This is a genomic window from Glaciimonas sp. PCH181 (assembly GCF_003056055.1).
Classification (GTDB): Bacteria; Pseudomonadota; Gammaproteobacteria; order Burkholderiales; family Burkholderiaceae_D; genus Glaciimonas.
The window spans coordinates 456,528-475,855 of the sequence record NZ_PYFP01000002.1; the positions used below are offsets into that span (position 1 = coordinate 456,528).

At 52.6% G+C, this 19,328-nt stretch carries 21 protein-coding genes; all 21 read right to left on the reverse strand.

Annotated features, from left to right (window positions below; all coding sequences use genetic code 11):
- Nucleotides 1-15: 15 nt before the first annotated feature.
- A complete protein-coding gene (locus tag C7W93_RS15085) occupies nucleotides 16-2,808 on the reverse strand; it encodes a phage tail protein (protein WP_108441005.1) in 2,793 nt (930 codons plus the stop codon).
- Nucleotides 2,805-3,212, reverse strand: coding sequence for an NlpC/P60 family protein (locus tag C7W93_RS15090; RefSeq protein WP_108441006.1), 408 nt, complete (start codon nucleotides 3,210-3,212; stop codon nucleotides 2,805-2,807). The genes C7W93_RS15085 and C7W93_RS15090 overlap by 4 nt, the downstream gene beginning before the upstream one ends.
- Nucleotides 3,209-4,045: a DUF2163 domain-containing protein gene (locus tag C7W93_RS15095; RefSeq protein ID WP_108441007.1), complete on the reverse strand. Its 837-nt coding sequence runs from the start codon at nucleotides 4,043-4,045 to the stop codon at nucleotides 3,209-3,211. The genes C7W93_RS15090 and C7W93_RS15095 overlap by 4 nt, the downstream gene beginning before the upstream one ends.
- Nucleotides 4,042-4,908: a DUF2460 domain-containing protein gene (locus C7W93_RS15100; RefSeq protein ID WP_108441008.1), complete on the reverse strand. Its 867-nt coding sequence runs from the start codon at nucleotides 4,906-4,908 to the stop codon at nucleotides 4,042-4,044. The genes C7W93_RS15095 and C7W93_RS15100 overlap by 4 nt, the downstream gene beginning before the upstream one ends.
- On the reverse strand, nucleotides 4,908-5,405 hold the full coding sequence (locus tag C7W93_RS15105; RefSeq protein ID WP_161539945.1) for an HNH endonuclease: 498 nt from the start codon (nucleotides 5,403-5,405) through the stop codon (nucleotides 4,908-4,910). Before C7W93_RS15105 ends, C7W93_RS15100 begins: the two co-directional genes overlap by 1 nt.
- Nucleotides 5,406-5,412: 7 nt before the next feature.
- The gene (locus C7W93_RS15110) at nucleotides 5,413-8,163 is read right to left on the reverse strand and encodes a phage tail tape measure C-terminal domain-containing protein (protein ID WP_108441010.1); all 2,751 of its coding nucleotides are present in this window, start codon (nucleotides 8,161-8,163) and stop codon (nucleotides 5,413-5,415) included.
- Nucleotides 8,164-8,256: 93 nt separating this feature from the next.
- Nucleotides 8,257-8,748 (reverse strand): hypothetical protein, encoded by a 492-nt coding sequence (locus tag C7W93_RS15115; RefSeq protein ID WP_146177561.1) that lies wholly within the window; start codon nucleotides 8,746-8,748, stop codon nucleotides 8,257-8,259.
- Nucleotides 8,749-8,769: 21 nt separating this feature from the next.
- On the reverse strand, nucleotides 8,770-9,033 hold the full coding sequence (locus C7W93_RS15120; RefSeq protein WP_146177562.1) for a DUF4035 domain-containing protein: 264 nt from the start codon (nucleotides 9,031-9,033) through the stop codon (nucleotides 8,770-8,772).
- Between the two features lie 74 nt (nucleotides 9,034-9,107).
- On the reverse strand, nucleotides 9,108-9,437 hold the full coding sequence (locus C7W93_RS15125) for a hypothetical protein (protein ID WP_108441013.1): 330 nt from the start codon (nucleotides 9,435-9,437) through the stop codon (nucleotides 9,108-9,110).
- Nucleotides 9,438-9,465: 28 nt separating this feature from the next.
- Nucleotides 9,466-10,068 carry a phage tail tube protein gene (locus tag C7W93_RS15130; RefSeq protein WP_225869898.1) on the reverse strand — a complete coding sequence of 201 codons (603 nt, stop codon included), beginning with the start codon at nucleotides 10,066-10,068 and terminating at the stop codon, nucleotides 9,466-9,468.
- A 98-nt stretch (nucleotides 10,069-10,166) separates the two neighbouring features.
- Nucleotides 10,167-10,517 (reverse strand): DUF3168 domain-containing protein, encoded by a 351-nt coding sequence (locus tag C7W93_RS15135; protein WP_108441015.1) that lies wholly within the window; start codon nucleotides 10,515-10,517, stop codon nucleotides 10,167-10,169.
- Nucleotides 10,514-10,912: an HK97-gp10 family putative phage morphogenesis protein gene (locus C7W93_RS15140; RefSeq protein ID WP_108441016.1), complete on the reverse strand. Its 399-nt coding sequence runs from the start codon at nucleotides 10,910-10,912 to the stop codon at nucleotides 10,514-10,516. The genes C7W93_RS15135 and C7W93_RS15140 overlap by 4 nt, the downstream gene beginning before the upstream one ends.
- Nucleotides 10,905-11,246, reverse strand: coding sequence for a phage head closure protein (locus C7W93_RS15145; RefSeq protein WP_108441017.1), 342 nt, complete (start codon nucleotides 11,244-11,246; stop codon nucleotides 10,905-10,907). Before C7W93_RS15145 ends, C7W93_RS15140 begins: the two co-directional genes overlap by 8 nt.
- A complete protein-coding gene (locus C7W93_RS15150) occupies nucleotides 11,246-12,103 on the reverse strand; it encodes a phage head-tail connector protein (protein ID WP_108441018.1) in 858 nt (285 codons plus the stop codon). Before C7W93_RS15150 ends, C7W93_RS15145 begins: the two co-directional genes overlap by 1 nt.
- A gap of 57 nt (nucleotides 12,104-12,160) precedes the next feature.
- Nucleotides 12,161-12,607, reverse strand: coding sequence for a hypothetical protein (locus tag C7W93_RS15155; protein WP_108441019.1), 447 nt, complete (start codon nucleotides 12,605-12,607; stop codon nucleotides 12,161-12,163).
- Nucleotides 12,608-12,664: 57 nt separating this feature from the next.
- Entirely contained in the window at nucleotides 12,665-13,978 is a 1,314-nt protein-coding gene (locus tag C7W93_RS15160; protein WP_108441020.1) for a phage major capsid protein, read from the reverse strand.
- 188 nt (nucleotides 13,979-14,166) lie between these two features.
- On the reverse strand, nucleotides 14,167-15,228 hold the full coding sequence (locus C7W93_RS15165) for a S49 family peptidase (protein ID WP_108441022.1): 1,062 nt from the start codon (nucleotides 15,226-15,228) through the stop codon (nucleotides 14,167-14,169).
- Nucleotides 15,229-15,230: 2 nt separating this feature from the next.
- Nucleotides 15,231-16,787, reverse strand: coding sequence for a phage portal protein (locus C7W93_RS15170; RefSeq protein WP_108441024.1), 1,557 nt, complete (start codon nucleotides 16,785-16,787; stop codon nucleotides 15,231-15,233).
- Nucleotides 16,788-16,943 carry a hypothetical protein gene (locus C7W93_RS24650; RefSeq protein WP_161539946.1) on the reverse strand — a complete coding sequence of 52 codons (156 nt, stop codon included), beginning with the start codon at nucleotides 16,941-16,943 and terminating at the stop codon, nucleotides 16,788-16,790.
- A gap of 1 nt (nucleotide 16,944) precedes the next feature.
- The gene (locus tag C7W93_RS15175; protein WP_108441026.1) at nucleotides 16,945-18,666 is read right to left on the reverse strand and encodes a terminase large subunit; all 1,722 of its coding nucleotides are present in this window, start codon (nucleotides 18,664-18,666) and stop codon (nucleotides 16,945-16,947) included.
- The gene (locus tag C7W93_RS15180; protein WP_108441028.1) at nucleotides 18,659-19,138 is read right to left on the reverse strand and encodes a phage terminase small subunit P27 family; all 480 of its coding nucleotides are present in this window, start codon (nucleotides 19,136-19,138) and stop codon (nucleotides 18,659-18,661) included. The genes C7W93_RS15175 and C7W93_RS15180 overlap by 8 nt, the downstream gene beginning before the upstream one ends.
- Between the last annotated feature and the right edge of the window lie 190 nt (nucleotides 19,139-19,328).

Below are 19,328 nucleotides of genomic sequence, written 5' to 3' on the forward strand. Positions count from 1 at the left end.
GCTAGTCGAATATATTTAACGCGTAATGCGGGTGATCAACGGGTATCCGCGTCCGGTTGTAGCGGATAACTGATAAATTTTTACATACAGCGTGACCTGATTACTGCCGAAGTCAGCAACCTGGTTGGCGCTGGAATACACGACGGTTGGCGCAGTTGCTGCCAGTGTACGCTTCACCGTCAGGTAAGTCCCATCCGTAAAAACATCGATCGAATACGCTTCACTCACCTCGCTTAACGGCGCATCCACCAGGTCACGCAACTCGCCGCCCTTGCGTGTGCGACGAATCCAGGTCAACGTCCAATCACGTGTCGTCGGATGACGATTTCCATTCAAGTATACGGGCGACAGACATTTCAAATTAACGCCTTGGTAGGTCATCGTACGATCACTGTCCGAGTCCAACGTCTTCCCGGTCGTGATACCCCGATAACTACGGGCCATACCAATCACGTTAAGATTGCTGGCGATAAATTGCAAATTGGCGGTATTAAGTAAAACCAAGTGGTCGTTCGCTGCATGCAAGCCTGTTGCCCACTCGCTACCAAAGCGTCCCCGAAGCAAATCGGTCAGGATGTAAGAACCGTCCGCCTGCAACACACAGTTTTGGGCTGCGATAATTTCCCACCTGCCATCCATCCCGCAGGCAAAATGATTCGCGCCATTCAGCATTTGTAGCTCAGTGACACTCGACAAGGGTTGATTAACAGTCACCGACAATACCGAGGCCTTGTCAATCGACAAACCGGAATGCGCACTAAGGCTATTGAAGACGTAACCCATTAATGACCCCGGCCTGGAAAACCCTTGTATCTGGTTCCAGACCTGCCCATCATCATCCGAGCGCATCAAGATGCCGCCAGGCCATCCCGCCAGATAACCCGACATTGCCACTGGGAATCCCGCCGTGTCAAATACGTCATTCATCAATGGCGTATCCAATAACTCGTATTGCGTAGGACCGGGGATCGTCAGTGTCTGCTCGGGTGCTGTGCCCGTTCCGCCCACTGCCGACGAGGTGTACACCGCCGCGCTGTTGTATTTGGCCTGGCACTCCAATCGACCGTCGGGCGTGCAATTGATTTGCGTCAGACGTAACTCATAGGCTGCATCCGGTGCAGTGATGGTAGTGACGTCGGACGGCTCCAAGTAATTGTATTCAGGCGGCAAATGGAATGAAACATCATCCCGCTCTAACCAATACAGGTATAACAGGATTTCAGCCTTTTGCGCGGCCTCATCTGCGCTGAGCACCATGGCTAAATCGACCGCGCTAACGTTGATCGATTGCGTATTGAGCCGCTCGGCATACTGCTCATTAATATTGTATTCGCGGTCACTATCCAGATATTTCACAGCCACTTTGCTTGGCAGCACTGAATCCATTTCCCGCGCATTCGTTATCTGGACACCGGGCTGGCTACTCGCAGATCGCGCATCCAACTTGGCCGCTGGAATCGTGACGACCGATGACCCGCCCCGTGGTTTAAAGACAATTTTGTAACCAGATTGAATCACGTCGAACGGCCACGCCCCAATCAAGGGATCGAAGCCACTACGAATTGCCGCAACGGAGCTGATCGCATACCCGCGTACCATGCTTGTAAGTGCAGTCACATCTATGTCGGATGCTGTGAGCAACTTGCTTTGCAGGCATTCTGAGCTGACGACCGTCGAGAGCGGCACGCTATACATCTCGATGATCGACGTGGCGGCCATCGTGATCTTGAAGATGAGTCCGGCCGGATTGCCCAGCGACGATGGCGGCAGGCTACTTTCCCAGATATTTGTGCATCGGAACGACAGCGTATTGACGCCGGAAATAACATATCGTGATAAGTCAAATGTCGCTACAGATGCCCAATCCGATGCGCTCCCCACCAAATTACCGTTAAAGTAGATATCAACCGTGTTATCACAGGCAACCTCAAGAGATACCGCTGCCCCTACTGGTGTAAATTGCTTGGTAAACGTCAAGTGCTTATCTGCGGTGCCATTGGTTTGTGCTGCCACATCCCAGATCCATGAGGCACCATAGATAGATGCCCATGTTGGTATCGTGTTTGCCAAGACGGTTACCCCGCTACTCGACACAACACTGGTATCAGAGACAATCACTGTCGACGCAACGTCGCTCATCGTTGCAGATGATGCCAACTCTACCTTGACCTGCGCACCGATTAAACTATTTTGATAATCCTTTAACGGGAGATCATAAAACACGATATACGCCAAGCCGCGGTAGGCCGGTGTGTTCGCCACGCCGAGCGCGGCCTGCATGCGCGGATCTGGCAACTGCGTATCGTCGCCGTAGTAGATCTTGAAATTACCAGCCGCCTCCGCGCTGGCAATCATGGCGTGAATGTCGCTGGATCCGATATCGTAGATCAGATTCGCGCCTAGCCAGATACGCCGCACGCCGGCAATCGGACCATCCATCCGGCAGTCGGCCAGTCCCACCGCAAATGTCGCGCTATAGGTAAAGGTGGTGGTCTCCGAACCGCCGCCGCCCTTGCCTTGTTTTTGGGTATTTTCCGTTTCCTTAAGTTGGTTGTTTTCTAGCCAGAATACGTTACCGGTAACGGGAAAAGTACCTTTAATGCGGGGAATCGTGGCGCCATAAGTGCTGGTCTGCGTGGTCAGATCGGTTAACTTTGGGCCATAGATGTGCGGTCCTTTGGGTGGATCGACCATGCCCCCGACGCCCATGCCGAGCTGCGCACCAACAAGCGCCCCTTGTGGGCCGCCACCTGCGAAGAACCCAACGACCGCACCAGCAATGCCGCCAACTACCTGACCGACGCTCATGCGAGTCCTTTGAAACGATACACAGCAACGATCCTTGCGGCCCACATCGATGACAGACGATGCTCGCAGACCTTGCCGACATTCAGATAACTATGGATCATCGTATCGCCCGCGCAGATCGCCAGGTGTTGCGGCTCACTGGCGAAGCGCATCAGCAGGATGTCACCGGCTTGGCGATCGATCACGCGTTCGATGCCTTCATTACCATCAAGCGTGGCTTGCAATAGACCCTGGTGCGGAGAACGGCCATACGCTGGCACGTCGGTATAGGGTGCGCCGATAGAGCGTGCCACGTGCACGACCAGCCCTGCGCAATCCAATGCCAGACCAGCGATGCGCCCCTGATGTTGGAAAGGTGTGTCGAGTGCAGCGCGCGCTGCGGCGACGATGTCGTCGGCGGTCATCCTGCTTGTCCAATCTGTGCATATTGTGAGCCGGTCGGAATATTCGCAAAGCCACCGTGATTGATGATGTTGTGCCACTTATCACTACAATCGGCGCTACGTTTGCGACAACCGGGAATCATGGTGTACGTGTCACCCACAGCAGGCGTGTAATAGAACGCCTCATACGTCACGATCGCGCCGCCGGCATTGAATGACTTAATTTCCTGCCGCTTTAAGCCAGCGTTCTTTCCGCTCGTGAACTGAATCGTGCCAGCGCCGAAATAATCAATCGCTTCGCTGCGCCCAGCGTCGCCGAATTGCGTGTTGCTGGTGACGGACGTAATAGTGCCGGTCACGGTTAGTGGGCCTAGATCGATTTTGCAACCGGCGTATTCCTGCCCGCCAAACGTTTTTTGGCATGTCACTGTGTAGGTCCTCCCGACCGATTGATTTAGCGCATCGATGAGCGCCATTTCCTGAATCTGGTACTTATCATCGGTCAAAGTCGTTTTGCCAAAAATCGACGCGACTATCGGCTCATAGTCCTCGATCGGGTTATCCCAATTTGTCGCGAACAAGTAGCAACGGGCGTTATCAAAGACGCCGGACGCAATCGCGGCTTTGCTGATGCCAGCGATACCTGCAATGCCCTGCACATCAATCATCGCTGGCGATGTGCCAGAAGCGGCGGTATAGCCGGTGAACTCATAGCCGGAATTGGTCAAATACACCGCGCCGTTACTCATTATGAGATTGCGCGGGTAATGTGTCAGGCATACGGCAGCTCCGACTACTGGCACGATGCGCAGGCATAACGTGCGGGTGGCGTAATTCGCTACTTGAGACTTCATAAGGCGAGGAGTTCCATAATATCGATGGTCGATGTGTCACGAATATTCGGTGCCAGGTAATTGACATCGATGCGACTATTGAAGCGACATGGAATATCAAACTGACAACCGGCCGTGACAGGCTCCCCAATTTGCGGGCGGCTATTGACCGCACCACCGCTTGCGTAAGCACCGAACAGGGTTGAATCGATCTGGACCGTAATTGTCGTGCTAGACACGCCCGTAACGAGACCCCGTAAAGTATTGATCTGCGACATCCCGACCACGTTACTAAAGTATGCCGAATCACCTACGACAAAGGCGTGCGCTCCAATGGTCGCGATGGCGGATGCCGCCTGAGTAATACCAGTAATATTGGCCGTCTTGTTAGCAGCGAAGGTCACCAATCCAGTCGTTGTATCCGCAGTCCAGCCGCTGCCCAGCGCAACTCCACTAATACCGACCACAACCGTGCCAGTAACCGGTTTAAAGATGGTCCTTACTGGCAAGCCGATCGGCAATGGCGTGCTGCCGCTGCCATATTGCTTCTGCAACTGGTAGACACCAGCTGACACCAAGGCTAAAGGTTGATCAGTCGCAGTAGGCGTACCGGTATTGCCGTTGGTCGAGAAATCATCAATGGTGCTTACTCTGAACCCGGAAAACATACCGTAAGAGCGGTGATATAAACCCAATACGCGGGTCCATAGATCCGCTTGCTCCAAGCGATAAGTGACACTGAAATGACGGGCTGGAAACGGATGCACGATGCGTCGGTATTCCTGCCCACTGCTGGTTTGCGTGATCTCGACGTTGTACTCGTCAGCATAGAGCGCACCAATCAACGCATCGCCAGGCAGTCGCTCTTCCAGAAATGCATTCATTAAGCAGCACTCCCAGAATTGAAAAACTCTCCGTGAGCGGCGCTAGCAAAGTTCGTGTAGGCGGCGGAAGCAGATTCGGCTGTTTCAAAATATCCTAGCCAGCAAACCTTGCCCAAGGCACGACAGCGTGCATAAAATTTCCCTTTTTCACGGCTCCAACTAACGCCTTTGTATCCGCTAGTGTTGCATGGCTTCATACCTGAATTATTGGCATTTTGAGACATTGTGCAGAGACGCAAGTTGCAAATACGATTGTCGGCTCGATCCCCATTTTTGTGATCAATCATCACAACAGGAAACTCTCCGGTGATATAGAGCCACGCAAGCCTATGAGCGTAATAACGGACTCCCGCTATGATGATCGTCACGTACCCCTTTTTGTTAACGCTCCCAGCAACCAAATCTTTGCGACACCCGCGATGCTTTTTTAGCCACGAGAACACTCCTGTCGCCTCATTGTAAGTAAGGAGGCTTCTTATTTCTGCTTGAGTAATCATTTGAACCCTAGGCGTAGCGCTGCGCGCCAGAAATTGCTTGCAATGCTTCGCGTGCGCCTTGTCCGGCCGCGCGACGTACATCCGGGGCATTGCTATTGCCATGAATATTGATGACGATATTGGCCGGCTGACTGGATTGATCCGATTTACTACCGCGCAGCTGATCATTCGGAATGATCGTCCCAGCACCGCGTGGAATGAAAAGTTCCGGCCCTTTTTCACCGACCATCGACGGCACGTTCAGCGGAGGCTCACCCCCTCCCGCAAAGCCTGCCATAAGACTAAAACCATTGACACCGTTCATGGCCGCCATGTCCGTTACGCCTTGAGAGAATCCACCAGCAAGATTAAATCCACCCGCACCATCCATCGCAGCCATGGCAGAGGCGCCTTGCGTTGCTCCACTTAAATCGACTCCTAATGCATTCAATGCGGTGCCAATCAGCCCCATCCCTGTACTACCACCTGATGAAGCCATGTCATAAAGTTTCGCTAGTTGCTTCTTGATAATCATGCGATCAAAATCAGCCAAAATGCTATTTGCCAGACTAGTAAATGATAACTTGCCTGTCATCATGAACTGCACTGCGGCATCTTCGGCAGATTTGAATGCACCTGTCATCGTGCTTCCGATTTGCCCACCAACATTACTAGCCTCTTCGCCATACTTACGAACCGACTCGGCAGCGTTAAACCACGGGTCCTGAGATTTATCAAACTGCCTTTGAATCAGGTCTTGAGCTGCCAGTTTGGCGGTGTCAGCTTTCTCGCGGATGCTCGCAATTTCATCATCAGATATTTTCAATCCTTTTTTTCCGAGTTCCGCATTGGTTGCAAATATCATTGCCGACACTTCGCCATCGATCCGGCGTGCCTCGGTGAGTTTTGCAAGTTCAGTCTGTCCTTTGCCCATCCAATCAATGTCTTGCCGGCGAATGTCTAGTTGCTGCTGCTCCTTGTAGTCGAATGCATCAGTAGATTTATCAAATTTACGCAACACCTGCATTTGCCGCTCAAGCTCTAGGCCGTCCTGAACTAGCTTATTCTTCGCGATGTAATCAGACTTCTGCTGACTAGTTAGAGGGCTAAACCCCTCCGACGCACGCTGGCTATCCGAAAACTTACCCATCGTCACATCGAATTCCGCCATGGCGGCCTTCGACTCTCTAACCTTGCCCTCAAACTCGTCGAAGTGCTTAATAACATAATCGATACCTGCCTGCGTTGCATTCAGTCCGTCCATCGCTGTTTTGAAGGGGTCCTTTACTATGGCAGCTGGCTTATCTGGATCATCGGGCTTTGGCACATATGTCTTACCCTTTTTTCTGACAGTGTCGGCAGCCGAAGCACCGCGATCATCAAGCGCCCAGGCGGCACGCATCGCGTCCGCATTGTGCCGCGCTTGCGCGACGATGTTGTCGCCAATTAGTCCTAATCTGGCCTTGGCATCAGTCCACCCACTTACCAGCGCTTCTTTCGCACCCGAAAAGTCACCTTTAAGAACACTTGCGCCAGCAGTGGCAACGCCCTCCAAGCCCAGGCCGATCGCAGATATGCTGCCGACAATGGCTTCGGCGACCATGTAGACGACTGTCTTTAGCCCATAAAACAATGATGTGATGGTTGCCATCGAATAGCGAAACGCATTTACGGCCAATGGGAATCCATCTTTGAAGAACTCTGCGAAGTCCGTCAAAACTGGCATGATCTGATCGGCCCAGGCTCGCTTGAATCCCTGACTGGTCAAATCAGTTTCGCGGTTGAAGTCGCGCATTGCATCTTCGTAGCGCTTCACTGCCGCCTGAGATTCATCGCCGATCCCGAGGTTGTAGTCATTCAGTCGATCTGCTGCCTCAGCAATTCTTTCTTTTGTCACCGATGCTGCAGCTGCAACCTGCGCGGCAGTGCCGATGCCGATCTCGGTTGCTGCGCTATTCCTATCCCATCCAACAGTGTATTTATCTAACTCTTCATTAACATTCTTTACCACCTCATACAGCGGAAGAAGATTGCCCTTCGCATCTTTGTATGTAATTCCAAGGCGGTCTAATGCATCCGTGTTGGCGCGGATCGTGGTTTCCGCATTTTTGAAAACACTGATGTAATCGCCTTTATCGACACCGATAGCAGCGATAGCAGCATTGGTAGCAGCAGCCTGTTGCGCAGTCACGTACAGCGAATTTTGAATATCCTTGATCTGATTGTTTGCCTCAATCAGGGCATCGATACTCTCGCTCTTGTAGCTATCGCCAGTGATCAATCCAGCGATAAAGCCGATCGATCCTGAAATGATCTTATACGCCGTGTAGATCGCCCCGAGGCCGATCGCAGCAAATGCCGCCCCAATCACCAAGCCGGTGACAATGGCCTTTGCCTTGGTCCATTCCATGAATTTTTGCCATGCTGTCTGCGCACCAACAATTCCAACGCCAACACCTACGCCAATAGCTGTTGCGATTTTTTCTCCCGTTGACTTGAAGTCGGAATCACCTGGCGTCTCAGCTAATTTCTTGATCGCCTCCTCAGATTGCGCACAACTTGCCAAGATCGCATCATTCGCAGCCTGCATGTCGCCGCCCATGGCCAGTGCAGCCTTCTGCATATCGAGGGATGATTGCAATAGGCTGCGGCGAAACTCATCCACCGAACTGGCGGACATTCCCATATTGGACTGTGCGGACTTAGCCACATCGTCCATCGAAGATGTGAAGCCACCTACGTCCGCACTAACTTTGACGGAGAGATTGCCGAGTGACATTGTATTTGCCCAATAAAAAAGCACCCGAAGGTGCGAAGGTGCTTTGTTTAAATTTAATTAATTACATCGAATTACAACGTCGATTTTCTCATCCTACTGAGGCACCAGTTTACATCTGCAATACCTGCAAATCTGAGCGTCTTTAAATATCAACTCCCGACAGTCCGGGCATTTTATGTGTGTTTCTGGCGTGGGAGCATATTGGGTTGGTGCTAAATCATTACGTTTATCGATGGAATTTTGAGTCTCTTGCGCCGCAGCATCCAACCCCGCGTACACTCTGTTCGATACGCTGACAAGTTTTCCGAGTCCAGAATTCCGCAATGTTGCATCAACGCGCTCATTTATAGGGTCGACAAAATGCTTGGTTCTCGCGCGCACTGGCTTGAATAGCAGCCATAGAAAAACAAAGAACCGCCAGGCCAGCCAGACGACAAAAAACAACATCAACAGCTTGATCAGTCCGGAGCCATTGCCGCCACTTGCCGCCGCTGCAACGGCAGCCGAGAGTGCCAATGCGCCCAAAAACCACTTCATCCTTGTTTTCATCAATCCCCCTTGTTTTTTCTGACTATAGCGCAACAAAGGATATACCGTTGACTGCCATTAATTTTTCTTACAAAAAAGCATCTTCTTGATGAGCTCTGACTGAGCGTCAGGATCATGCAGCAACGTCGGCTCATCAACCTTATCGCGACGGACAAACAGCAAAAATTCGTCTAGCGTGTAGGCATTTGGGCGTTTTTTCGTATCTCGATTCACATTAGCAACGATCGATGCGATGTGAGCTTGCGCATAATCATGAACCATTGAACCTACGGGCTCAACCGCAAAATATTCCTGCCATCCAAGATATTCCTCGTAAGGCAATTGATCTACTTGACCCAGCGTGATGCCAAGGGCGAGCGCCAGGCGAAACCTAAAGAGGCGCTCGGGGTCATCCCTTAGTTTTTTTGGTCTGCCGGTTTTTTGAAACCACTCAGCTCCAGTGCAACCGTCACCAACTTCTCGACCTCAGCATTGCTCGACGCTGCCAGTGCATCCAGATCGCCTTCAGTAAATACTTGCATTCCTTCATCATCAACAAAGGATAAAACCACCAGGCTCAAGCCGAAGGCATCGTCGGTGCCATTCGCCTGTTTCAGTTTGGTGCGAATCCCGCTAACCTCAGTTACCGACAATTGCTTTGCCGTGATCGATCCAAATCCGTCAATTTCGACGGCCTTTGTTTTCGGCTTGATTGCCGCAAATAACGCATTTTTGTCAAAGCTCATTGCTTTTTCCTGTCTTAAGAATAAAGAATTACAGACCCGAAACTGGTCCAGAGATGCGAATATCAACGGCTGTTTTTACCAGTGCATCGACGCCACCTGCCAGACTGAATTTCTTCACGAAGCCGGTAAAGGTAATGACACTAGTATTTGGCAGGGTGAGCTGGAAATTGGAGATAACCCCAGATCCCTGCTTCGAACGCAATGCAATGTGACCTGCGTTAGAGCCGTCATAGTCGATATTGATAGAAAACTGCCCTGGGTCAGTAATACCAAGCAAGAACTCTTTTGCTACGCTAGACATATTAGTTCGGTCAATCTCAGACGCGGAACCATCGAAGCCGGAGAAATCTTTTAGGTTGCCAATTGGCGTGAATGTTACTGGCGTAGCAGTACCTGCCGCAGTGATTGTCTTGCCTGTCGTATCAGCATCAATCGCGATGGTATTTGTTGTTTTGTTCTTGACAGTAAAATTCAACCCGTTCAACAGTGCGGCATCAGCACCAGCCAAACCCGCTAGTGTCTCAACATCGCCATTATTGAAGCCGTGCGCCGTGATGGTGAGAATGGTTGGATTGCCGAGCGCGATAGCGGTAATGTTTTTAGCGCCACCGGTGCCAGTACCAATGCTCAAGGTGCTACCTTGGGCCGAGATTGCAGAGCTTGTCATGCGCGAGCCTCTTTAAATAAAAAAACCCGCACATGGCGGGTTGTTGATGAAATTATGTTTACTTAATGCCAGATTGAATAATCGACACTCACTCGGAAAAGCTTGACGGCGTCTTCGTAAAAGTCCCGCGAAAGAAGTGAGACGTTTTGCACGATCCAACTGGACATCAGTGAGTCGACCTGAGCAGCCAAGGAGATTGCATCGAAATAAATCAATGCATACATATCGATTTGCATTCGCGTGTTGAATAGGTTCGTGCTACCGGATAGGACATTTTCCGAGTTGCTAAAAATGCGTTGATAGGTGATATAAGGCCTCACCACGCCATCGGGAGCAGTTAGCGGATAAATGCGTGCACCGGCCAACGTAGCGCCACCAGACAGTAGAGTAAATAGCTGGTTTTGAATACTCATAAGCCATCAGCCTTATTCACACTATCTAGAATTTTTTGCTTCAATTGAGATTCAACTTGCTGCTTTCCCGCCTCTATACCAGGTCGAAAGAATGGCTTTGCCGGCTCTTTACTGGTTCCATATTCATCAAATATTGCGTAATGCTCAATGCCATTTTTGTCTGATTTTTCAATCTGCACGATTGCGCTAGCATGATTCGCATCGTGGACACTGACCGCGTCAAGATTGCTAACGAGTGCTCCGGTTCGCACGGGGGCGCGACTGCGGATCTCTCGCTCAACGATCGCGGCAGCATCCATGACAATCTGCGGCAACTCACTAAGCAGGCGCGCATTCAGTTTTTCAATGTTGGCTTGCATTTCTTTCAGCCCTGCCACATTACTCAGATCAGCCATTATTCAAGCCCTCACTGGCCAGCAATTCAATCGTCCGATTGCGCTCATCCAAATTGAGCGCCCCGCTAATATTGAAATAACGCCCTTTGTATATGGCCCGCATTGCTGCTACTGAGATTGGATTAGCGAACTCGGCGCGGTAGCGAACGGTGATACGGTGATTTACTTCAGATTGCACAGCTTGTGCTGCAAGCAACTCTCGAGCAGTCAGCGATTCGATATAAGCCCATATAGTGAATAGATCAGACCAGGTAGTCGCCTGCTGGCCAAGACTATCGGCTGCAGTGCTGCGCTGCTGCAGAGTAATCCGATGGAGGAGGTCGCCCGCACGCATCAGTAGGTACTCGCAATATACGGATCAAGCAGCCCATCAACAAAAGGCAACTCAAGGACGACAATGCGCTGACCGACGGCCACCTCCTCGCGGTTCTCATACAACGAGCCGATCCGCAACAACATCCAGCTGCGAATCCCATCTGGCACGACGCCGATAAAGCTCCGTCCCGTGCCATCAGACGTGAGTGCGATCGGGTTGCCATCAATATCCATCAGCGTGTAAGCGCCATTCGCGGCACTAGCGACCAGGTAGGCAGTATCGGCATCGAGCGGTGCTGGCAGTAGCCCCCCGGAGTTGTAGAAGTTCACTCGGGCACCGACTGTCCACGTGACCGGGCCGCTTACCTTGAATTGCGTTGGTTCGCTCGCGAATGCCGTAGTAATTGGTGAGGCGTACCCAGCATCATAGATCACTATGACTGAGCCGATTTGCGGCAGAGGAATTGGCCACACTTTGCCGAACGCAGGTGTGATGATAGCTGGCATCAACGCGGAATTGACCACGTAATCGCTCTGCGGCATTGTTTGCAGCTCGCCGGACATGTCGATGTACTGAATCGAGATAACGTCAACCACTGGCGAATGTGGCAACTGGATAGCATATGCAGGGATACTCACCGATGCACGAAATGGCGACATCGCACCCCAGCCCGCCATGGGAAAGGTATCAAGCACCAGCTTCCAGCGAGCGTGTAGTAGTTGCTGGCGCGTCTTCGATTCGACAGCCTGGCGCGCCGCGGAGATCAGTGACCGAATCTTCGCATCGTCGGCATCATCATCAACTCGACGGTCATTCTTTACTTCCGAAAGATGTAAAGGCTCTCCGGCAGGCTGAATCAGGCAAATTTCGGGCATATGGAATCCGGTAAAGAATGACCCCGCGCGAGTGCGCGAGGCCCGCAGTGCTACTAATTAAACGACTTGTACTACCGAGGTAGCATTGAGCGCCGACGCAGGGGCATAGCGAGCATTCGCGCCAAGTAACTGCGCGCCGACAATCGAGGCTGCCGCGCCGATCGTCAGCGACAAGGCGACGAATGCAAAGGCGTTGGCGACATCCAAATCTTCTGCGCGTAACTCAATACTGGCTTGGACATTACTGCCCGATGCAGCCAAGATTTGGGTAATCGCCTTGCCTGGTACGTCTTTGGCGCCAGTGCCCGCAGCATCGGTTGCCTGGCGCAGCTTCGCATCAAGCGTCCCGGTTGCGGTCATTGCGCCAGTTTGGATCTGCGCGGAAATCGAATGGAAGTTGGCGGCAGGCACCCATGCCGAAACAACGGTGCCTGCGTTGATGCTGGATGGATTGATCGCCGCAAGAATCGCAATCTTCTCGTTCAGTTTGATATTCGTGTTCATTGGAGGCCTTTTTGAATAATGGATGACAAAACAGGCGGCACGGGCCGCCCTGCACTATTAACGTGCGCCGAGCTGTACGAACGGGGACAACTTGTTCGCGCCTTTGGCTGGCGAGATGGCGGCAGCGAGTTTACTTTGGCCGTCGATACGGAACGTGGTACGGAACGCTGTTGCATCAGCATCGAAATACAGATGCATCGATGTTGCCGTTTGCACACCACCCGCCTTAGTGATGGTCTGGTAGTAATTGAGATCGACCAGCATCACATCGCCCTGAGAGCTGAACGTGTTCGCATGTTGCGAAACGATGATCGGACGGCCCAGCAATGTCCCGTACGGATTGCCCTGAATGCCACCCAAGAGGCCACCAGACGGGATATAGATTGGGTAGTTACCCAAGGTCAAAGTGAAGAGCGCTGGCAACACATCGTTATTGATGATCCAGACGGCATTTGGAAACGAGCCCTCCGGCAGGCGAGCGATCATGTTCGCCAGATTCAGTGCCGTCAAAGTGTTGGTGGCTTGACCGGGATCCTTGGCGATTGTCACAACGGCACCACTGACCATGGCGCCTTGAGGCAAACCAGCACCCGGGCCGAACAAGATCGCCTCGTTCGTCTTCCATTGGATTGACGCACCGATTTTCTTCGGCAGATATGATGCCAGTGCGGAACTATCATCCAGCATCTCATCTGATACCGGAACGAGTGCCATCAGCTTTTTCAAGCGCAGCGATGTTAAGCCGAGGACTGGCTTGGTTCCGGCTGGCGCCGAAGCCTCGCCCTGCCAGTACGCGCGCACGCCGTTGGTGCCCCAGGCGGTTGTTTCATCCTTTGGGAACGACATGCCATTGCCCGCGACATTGACCTCATCAGTCATGGGCAGAAGTGCATTGTCGGTCAACGACAACTGGAAAATTTCCTTGCCAAACTCTGGCGGGATCAAGAATCCGCCATCTGCGCCAGAGCCTTCATTAGCGTAAGTTCCTGCACCGGGCGCGGCCGCGCCGATCAGCAAACGCTTGTCCATGGCGACAGCACCACCGCTGCGTTGTGCTGCAGTTGCACTGTGTACGGCCTTCATGAATTCGCCGACGAAGCTGAAACCACCCCTTGGATCATTGGCGACATTCTCACTCACGGTGATATGCGCACCCTCACGGATCGTCACACCCTCACTTACTTCGGCAGCGCTCATTTCTTCGGCGCGCTGGATACGAGCATCGAGGCTGCGCGACTCGGCCATGTGCGCCTCGTATTGGGTGGATTCCTCGGCGGTCAGATCGCGGTTTTCGAGGGCCGAAGCATCATTCAATGCTTTGGCTCGGGCAATTGCAGCCGCTTTCTGTTGTTGCAGGAGACGTTTGTTCATATTTTGCTTTCTCAGAAATGAAAAAGCCCACGTCTGAGGTGGGCATTGGATTGCTGCTGGGTTGCACAAATCGACCGATGGGCCGGGTCGGCGCCGACTCAAGGGAGCGGAACCGGGCGGGCTTGCGCGTAGCCCAAAATTTAGACGCAAAAAAGCCGCTATAAGCGGCGTCGATAAATAATGTTGCTCTATGCGCTTGCGATTTCGAGTGCTCGGCGCCGGGCAGCGGTTCGAGCAGCATGATTCGATTGCACTAGATTAGCCACCACTGCTACGCCAGACTCGACAGCGACTGACGCAGCAATTACTTCGGCTTGCGGCGTTAAGTCGACCGCACTAGCCACAACCTCTATCACATCAACTACAGCTCGCGCACCAGTAACCCCTGATTTGATGGCCTTGGTCATCTTCGCCACCACATCATCGAAAGAGCAGATGCCGTCAACCATGCCTGCAGCAAGAGCGTCGGTAGCAAGAAGGCAGCGGCCTTGGCCCATGCCATCGCGTACCGATCCAATCGGAGCGCCACGGCCTTTGGCGACGGCACCAGTGAACGATGCATAGTAGGCATCGACCTGGCTTTGCAGAAAAGCCTGTGCTTCTTCGTCTAACGGCCCCATTGAGTTACCCTCGACCTTGTACTTGCCGGCCGATATGAAATTGCACTTGTAGCCCTCTATTTCCATGGCCGCCGATTCATCGACGTGTTGCATGTAGACGCCAATCGAGCCAGCTTGGCCGCCCGGGGTCATGAAAAGCTGCGCGCACTGCGATCCAGTCCAGTAAGCCCCTGATGCGCAAAGGCTGTTCACATAACCGTAGATTGGCTTTTGTCCACGTGCATTGAAAATCTCCGTCGCGAGCTCGCCAGCACCGAACACTGACCCGCCTGGGCTGTCAATGTCAATAATGACGCCGTCGATGGTATCGTCGGCCAGTGCGGAGCGTAACGCCGAGGTAAAGGCCTGCGTAGACGTGCCGCCGGCGCCGGAAATATCATCAACCATTGAGGCGCGTTGTGACATAACGCCATATAGGGGCAGTACGGCAATACCGCCTCCGACACTCCCCACTGATTTTGCGCGCGCGGCTCGCGCCGCCTGCGCAGCCTCAATGTTGACCATGACTTCCGGCGTGACCTGCTCGCCGGCGGACCAGCGGCGCAATACCGCAGAAAACGTGGCAAGGTGTTCTGGTGCCATCGCCCATGGTTGGGACGCGAAGGCGGCCAAGAGTAGTTGACGTTTCATAGTTATCCTTGAATTGCAAGTCGTTCTAATTTGCAGCAGGCGATTTCCCCGAAGCGATCCAATTCCATATTGTCCGCTTGCTGGGCAAGCTCGATCTGCTCGACGCAGTAAGCCTGCGCGGTCTCTGCACTGATTCCGATAGCGCCCGCGATGAACGGAGCGAGCTTTGAGTAAGCATCGATTAGTGATTCCCGGGAGCCCTTAAGTGCACGGGAGACCATTTCCACCTCTTTACGCGCCACGCGTTCAGCGGCGGCCGACGCTAGCGCAACTAGGCGAGCGTCTGATTTTCCTGGTGCGGGTGGCGCATCGGCTGGCGAATCATTTGGATTCGCATTAGCCGGGAGCGCCTCTCCACTTTCCACCTCATCATCCTCCTCATCTGCGGCGCCATCTGCGATCATGTTCAGTGGGCGCAATGGCTCATCGAGTCCTGGTAATGGATTGTACGATTCAGCAATTCTGGCTTCGTTACGGGTCAGCCAGCCACCCATAATGCCTTTGTTGTAATACAGTGATCGAGCTGCAGAATCGCCGCGCAACAGGGAAATGATCGGAAACTCAACCTGAAGGGTATCGTCATCCGGATCTAGAAAGTTGAACCGTATCGCCTCCTCCCAACATACGACCCATGGCATTAAGTCGTCATTCACCGAATCGATTGACTGTTGCTCGATATTCGAGAACGTCGCCTTTTCTAGGTCGCCAATCTTGTGTGGGCGCACGCCAAATAGGCGCGCAATGTCCGACACACTGTATTTCCGCGACTCAATGAACTGAGCGTCACCATTGCTAATGGCGACACCAGAATGGTATTTCAGCCCATATTCAAGGACTGCCAACTTACCTTTATTCTTCCCGCCCTGCTGCTCCTGCCAAGATTCTCGCCACAGACGTCGCGCTTCGTTATCCTTGAAGTTGCTCGGATGCTCAATCCATCCACCAGAGGGCGCTGCATCATTCTCAAAAAATCGGGTGCCATAGTTCTGCGCGGCGATCGCACCCGCAATTGCACTACGCGCTAACTGAATCGGGCTGTAGCCCATGATGCCATCACCAGACAGGCCCTTCAGATGGAACATGTCTATGCGATTGACTACCGTCGTCGTCCCGTCTGCATTCTTGATCCGGTAGCGCCAATTAGTATCCGTTAGCAACTCAATCGCAACGCGGTCCGGATGAATCGGAATCAGGTCGGTAACCTCCCCTTTTCCATTGGAAAAAATGCGCGCAAAGGCATTTCCTCGTAATGACAGGTGACCCTGCATCATCGACCGAAATTCTGCCGGGTTCTGGAAGTCGTTTGGGCGACGTGCGAATATGCGATACAGCCAATGCTTCTTGATTTTTGTCTTCGTGCCATCTGCACTCTCTTCATACAGGAGGAATGGCAGTGTCGACACTGAGTTCGACAGCACGCGTACACACGCATAGACGGCCGTCAACTGCAAGGACGCGTCAGCAGTAACAGCCGACCCATTGAACGGCACCGGGTTAAACCAAAAGCCTCCCCACGGCGAACGGTCACCGCTGTCGGCCCGTATCTTGGTCAGAAACATTTAACCCTTCCGTGACAGGTTAGCAGCGGCCAGCGTTAGGCCGATAACCAGCGTTCCGACCACGACCAATGCGGCTGCCGCACTCCAGATTGCGATACCAGAGCCAATCATAGCCAGCCCCGCGAGCATAGAGGTGTTGTAAACAATCATATTCATTTCACACCACCATAAGTTCGTAATCATCCGGCATTGACCTAGCGTCGCTTTGCATAGCGCGGCCTATTGCCATTATGAGCGCGATCGCGCCATCAATTTTGTTATCGTCACCTTGTTTTATGGGGCGAACAACATCATCATTTCCAGGTAAAAATTTACCAATAACGTTCGATATGCACCAAGTCATGATCGGATTGCCGTCGTGGTGAAACCGACCTGATGCGATTGCCGATTCGAGCTCCTTCATTGGGTCGGACATGTTTGTATAGTTCTGCGTGATAACCACTGGCGTCAATCCCTCGTCGTCGAGCTGGTGGGAAAGTCCTGTGGCACCGTGCGGATCAATCGGACATGTATCCACTGGGGAAACCTTATTTACCTCGACCGCCTCCGCCAAAATCTCACGATAATCAACCTCTGCGCCCGCAGTCTCGTATAGCAAATCACTATTTACCCACGCCTGAAACCGTTCTGCCATACGCTTGTTATCGGTGTTTTTCACCGTCTCTTCCGGCACCCAAAATCGGGGTGTCACGCTATAGTAGTGTCGCTTACCATCAATATCACGAGTGAACAGCTTGGCCATGCTATTCATATCCAGTTTCCGAGCTAAATCGAAGCCCAATACACATGACTGCCCCTCGAACTGCTCCGATGTAAGCGTTTTGTCTTCGCAGTCGCGCCACTTCGGCATGTTGTAAAATCCTGTCTTGACCGATGTCCAGACATTCAGATGCTTGGTTTTGAACGTATTCGTAAAACGCGCGGTCCGAATCGCCTTTTGCTGCTGGCTTTCCAGATAGGCCCGAAACACCGACACCCCCATATTGGGGTTCGCTTTCGCCAACACTTCAGGCTTAGTCCAATCATCCCCCTCGTCGATCGTGAAAATCCAACCGAACAGCTCATCATCCGGCACCGTACCATCGAGCATTTCAATAACCTGGCGTCGCTTGTCGTAGCAAGGCCCTTCAATGTTAGCTCCGGCTGTCGTGATGATCAGGACCAGCGGTTGGCGACGCGCACCCATCCCGGTCAACATGGTTTCGTATAGCGCAGCTGAGTTGTGCTCGTGATATTCGTCGATGATCGCGCATGATGGCGATGCGCCATCGCCTGGGTTGCCGATCAAGGGCTCAAAGCGGCTACCATCCTCGGGCAAATTCATATTTGACGCATTGACCTCAATGCCAGCGGCCTCGATCAGCATTGGCGTTCGCTTGACCATTAGTCGCGCCGGTCGGAATACCTCCCAAGCTTGCTTTTCACTGGTCGCACCGGAATACACCTCTGCGCCAAACTCATTGTCCGCGATGAACATACTAATTGCCACACCAGCACCGATGACCGACTTCCCATTCTTCCGACAGACCTCCCAGTAACTTTCTCGGAAGCGCCGAAAATTTGTTTTCTTGTTCTTCCAACCAAAGGTGCAGGCGAGGCCGAACTTTTGCCACGGCTCTAGCGTTACCAACTGGCGCTTGAAGCCCCATTCGCCCTTTGTGTGTGGCAGCATTTCTATTAGCTGCAGCTTCTTTTCGGCCTCTGCTGCATCAAATTTATATTGATATGTGCGCTTACGGCTGACCGCTAAGTCATCCAAGTGGCGCTGACACGCTAACCTAACCCATCGACATGCAGGTAGGCGTCCAGCGACAATGTCACGCGCGTATTTGTTAGCCTGATCAACTCGGGGATATTTCTTTACCGCTTTACTAACCATTGATCAACTTACCGAAAGGGTTGTCGGCCTTCTTTTTGCCACCACCAATCAAACGCTGTCGACTTGTCGGATCCAGTCCGAGCAAGCCGCCGAATGTTGCCATCTGCCTTGATGCCTCGTTTTGCGCAGTCAGCGCAGGATTTTTAATTGGCCCGCCGGTCGCGCCCTCTACCACCACGCCGTTATTGGCAACATCGATGACCGATAGCCGCCATGTGTTGTATGCCATGCAAAAAATCTCAACGTTATGCAGATCAGTTGTTTGCAATACTTTTTGCTGGCACAGCAACGGGACAATACGCAGCCACATGTCGCGACCGCACCCTAAAATCCATTCAGGTGGATCAATATCGGCGACCTCACCAAAATCGGGTTCACGAGCATTTAAAGCGCGCTTGCCCGGATTCCCGGCGGCAATTTTGCGCTGTGTTGGCTTTGCCTTCCGTCCGGACCGCCCTGCAACCCCAGGCATTACCGCCCGCCGTGGCGAGCGCTGTACTCCCTGGCGACGCTAAGCAGCCTATTCGATAGTTGCGTAAAAGACATTGTTATTTGCGCCGTTTTAAATTGATATTACGCGGGTGTAAAAAAAAGCTTGAACGGTCGGTCTTTAAAATGAAAACAACCATGGATTTGATGGGCCCTACCCCTTTAAATGAGGC